The organism is Kytococcus sp. HMSC28H12 (genome assembly GCF_001816045.1).
Lineage (GTDB): Bacteria > Actinomycetota > Actinomycetes > Actinomycetales > Dermatophilaceae > Kytococcus > Kytococcus schroeteri.
This window is the reverse complement of sequence record NZ_KV824516.1, coordinates 1-3,619: the sequence shown is the minus strand read 5'-3', so window position 1 is coordinate 3,619 and position 3,619 is coordinate 1. Positions and strand designations below refer to the sequence as shown.

3 protein-coding genes are annotated in these 3,619 nt (G+C 72.8%); 1 reads left to right on the top strand and 2 read right to left on the bottom strand.

Annotated elements, in window-relative coordinates; translation table 11 throughout:
• Nucleotides 1–53: 53 nt before the first annotated feature.
• Nucleotides 54–1,559: a sodium/proline symporter PutP gene (gene putP / locus HMPREF3099_RS07500; RefSeq protein ID WP_083323607.1), complete on the bottom strand. Its 1,506-nt coding sequence runs from the start codon at nt 1,557–1,559 to the stop codon at nt 54–56.
• 173 nt (nt 1,560–1,732) lie between these two features.
• Between putP and HMPREF3099_RS07495 the strand changes: the two genes are divergently transcribed.
• Entirely contained in the window at nt 1,733–2,473 is a 741-nt protein-coding gene (locus tag HMPREF3099_RS07495; RefSeq protein ID WP_070705408.1) for an IclR family transcriptional regulator, read from the top strand.
• A 167-nt stretch (nt 2,474–2,640) separates the two neighbouring features.
• Here HMPREF3099_RS07495 and HMPREF3099_RS07490 read toward each other — a convergent pair.
• On the bottom strand, nt 2,641–3,619 hold a 979-nt coding region (locus HMPREF3099_RS07490), incomplete at its 5' end, for a Dyp-type peroxidase (protein ID WP_070705407.1).

Below are 3,619 nucleotides of genomic sequence, written 5' to 3'. Positions count from 1 at the left end.
GGTGTCCCAGATCTGGGACACCGCCCCTGCGGTGGGCGCGGACCGGCCGGGGGTCAGAGACCCGCGATGGCCGCCTGCTCGCGCTTGGTGCGGCGCACGGCCTCGTCGAACTCGGCACGCACCTCCGGGCCGGGCTCCGGCGTCACCAGGGACACCACCACGGCCACCACGAGGTTGAGCACGAAGCCCGGGACGATCTCGTACAGCTCGAAGACGCCGCCCTCGAGGAAGCGACCCCACACGAAGGCCACCGCGGCACCGGTGACCATGCCGGCCAGCGCACCGGCCGTGGTCAGGCGACGCCAGTAGAGCGACAGCAGCACGATCGGGCCGAAGGCCGCACCGAAGCCGGCCCACGCGAAGGCCACCAGCTCCAGAATGGTGTCCGACGGCTTGAGCGACAGCAGACCGGCGATGACGGCGATGACCAGCACGGCTGCGCGGCCCACGTTGGCACCGGCCGTGCCGTGCAGCTCCTTGCCGGTGACACCCAGGTAGATGTCCTCCACGAGCGCCGAGGACGACACGATGAGCTGGCTGGAGATGGTGGACATGATGGCCGCCAGGATGGCCGCCAGCATCAGGCCCGCGATGAACGGGTGGAAGAGCAGCATGCCCAGGTCGATGAAGACCGTCTCCGGGTCGGCCAGCTTCGCGGCATCGCGCTGGTAGACGCCGATGCCGACCAGCGCGGTGGCGGCGGCACCGAGGCAGGCCAGCGCCATCCAGCCGATGCCGATGCGGCGCGCGGCCACGGCCTCGTGCGGGGTGCGCAGCGCCATGAAGCGCGTGATGATGTGCGGCTGGCCGAAGTAGCCCAGGCCCCAGGCCAGCGAGGACACCAGGCCCATGGCGGTCAGGCCGCCACCGACCATCGTGAGCACGTGCGGGTCCACGGACTTGATGGCGTCCACGGTCTCACCCGGGCCACCCAGGTGGATCATGCCGACGATCGGCACGATGACCAGCGCGGCGGCCATCATCAGGCCCTGCACCACGTCGGTGTACGACACCGCGAGGAAGCCACCCACCAGCGTGTAGAGGATGACGACGCTGGACACGATGAGCATGCCCGTGAGGTAGTTGGTGCCGAAGGAGGCCTGGAAGAAGCGGCCGCCGGCCACCATGCCGGAGGACACGTAGAAGGTGAAGAAGATGAGGATGATGATGCCGGCCGTGATGCGCAGCAGGCCCTTCTCGTCGTCCGTGCGGGCGCTGAAGAAGCTGGGCACGGTGATGGAGTCGTCGGCGACCTCCGTGTAGGAGCGCAGGCGCGGGGCGACGAACTTCCAGTTGACCCAGGCGCCGACGGTGAGGCCGATGGCGATCCAGAGCTCGACGAGGCCGGAGGCGTACAGCGCGCCCGGCAGACCCATGAGGAGCCAGCCGGACATGTCGGCGGCGCCGGCGGAGAGGGCCGAGGCGATCGGGCCCAGGCCGCGGCCGCCGAGCATGTAGTCGCCCTTGTCGGTGGTGCGCGTCATCGACCAGAAGCCGATGGCCACCATCATGGCGAAGTAGAGCACGATGGCAGCGAGTTGCCAGGTTGAGGTGTCCACGGGAGGACCCTCCCTTCGGATGGTGCGTGGATGAGGATGAACGATGTGTTCGGGGACGACGCGGCGGTCGCGCGCGCGTCTGTCGGGGAGAACGGTACGCCGCTCGGGGGCCGCACCCCACCCACGTCGACGGCGATTCCGGTGACGTGCCCAGATCGTGACACCCTCTGCCTGTGCCCCATCCCACACTCCTGGTGCTGCGCGCCCTGTCCCACCACGCCGCGCCCGTGGCCGCCGGGCACCTGGCGCGGGAGACCGGCATCCCCCGGGCGTCGCTCTACCGGGCGCTGGACGACCTGCGTGAGACCGGCTTCGTGACCCACCTGCCCGAGGAGCGCAAGTGGATGCTGGGGCTGGCCGCGCACGAGCTGGGCTTCGCCTCGTCGCGGCAGCAGTCCGTGCAGCGGTTGGGGCAGCCGCTGGTGCGGCGGCTGGTGGACCGGGTGCAGCAGAACGGACACCTGGCGGTGCTGCACGGCACGGACGTGCTCTACCTGGCCGAGGAGCGGGCACCCCGGAGGCCGTCGCTGGTGACCGACGTGGGGGTGCGGATGCCGGCGCCGTGGACCGCGAGCGGGCTGGCGCTGCTGGCCGCGCTGCCGCGGGAGCAGGTGCGGGCGCTGTTCCCCGAGGCGGGGTCGTTCGTGGCGCGCGACGGTGCGCCGAGCACGCCGCGGGCGCTGCGGGAGGCGTTGCAGGCGGTGCGGGCCGACGGCATCGCGCGGGAGCGGGACACCGTGACGCCGGGGCTGTCGTCGGTGGCGGTGGCGGTGGACTCCCCCGGACGCGTGGGGGTGCCCGCGGCGGCGGTGGCGGTGACCTACGAGCACGAGCGCGTGTCCGCCGAGGAGGTGGCCGCGATGGAGGCCGCCACGCAGGAGGCGGCGGCGGAGGTGGCACGCCGGCTCGGGTGAGGGCGGGGCCGGGAGCCCGCTGCCCCCTCGGTGATGTTGAGTCGTCGCCCGTCGGGGTTGGAGCGTGCCCCTGACCCCCAGAAGCGACGACTCAACGGGAGGGGGACGAGAGGGAGGGGGCGAGGGAACAGGACGGGGCGGGCGCTGGGAAGGCGCGTCCGCCCCGGTCAGGAGTCGAGGAGGTGGCTCCCCAGGTAGGCGTCCGCGCCGGCCGGGACACCCGGCAGCACGTGGAACACCGCCGACCCGACGTGCCGGGTCCACTCGTTGAGCGCGTCCTTCTGCGCCATCCGCCGCAGGATGGGCACGAACTGCTCCGCCGGGTCCTGGCAGAACACCACGAAGAACAGTCCGCTGTCCCCGCCCCCGTCGTCGTAGTTGTACGGACGGCGCAGGAAGCGGTGGCGCGGGTTGGCGTCCACCACGCGGCGCACGTGGGCGTCGTGCGGGATGACGGGACGCCCGTCGGGGTGCCGGGCGGTGATGTCCACCGGGTCGCGCTCGTGGCTCCCGGTGAGCGGCGCCCCGCGCGCCAGGTCGCGCCCGATGGCCTCCTCGCGCACCCGCTGCGGTGCCTGGGCCCAGGTGTCCATGGTGAAGCGCACGCGCCGCACGACCATCGCGGTGGAACCGTCGGCCCGGTGCACCAGCCCGGGCAGGTCGCGCTCCCCCGGGTTGTTGGTGCCGTCCACCTGGCCGAAGAGGTTCCGCATCGGGGCACCCGGGCGGGCCATGCCGTGGCTGCGCCGGAACCCGTTCTGCCGCCAGCGCACCACGGCCAGGTCGCGCACGGACGCCACCAGCTGCCCCACGGCGTGCTGCACGGTCAGCGGGTCGTCGCCGCACACCTGCAGCAGCAGCTCGCCGTCGCTCCAGCCGGGGTCCAGCTCGCCGTCGATCGCCACCTCGGGCAGGGGCCGGCACCAGGCGGGGCGCTCCGCCTCGAGCCCGGCGGCCAGGTACGCGCCGAGCCCCCACCCCACGGTGACGGTCAACGATGCGGGGAGCGCCGCCAGCCACGGCTCGGTGTCGGTGAGCGTGCCCTCGCCCCGGGTGAGGCGGTCGATGTCGGCGGTCCACAGCCGCATCACGCGGCGCAGGGAGTCGCGGTCCGCACCCTCGACGAGGTCGAGCGCCACCCACGTG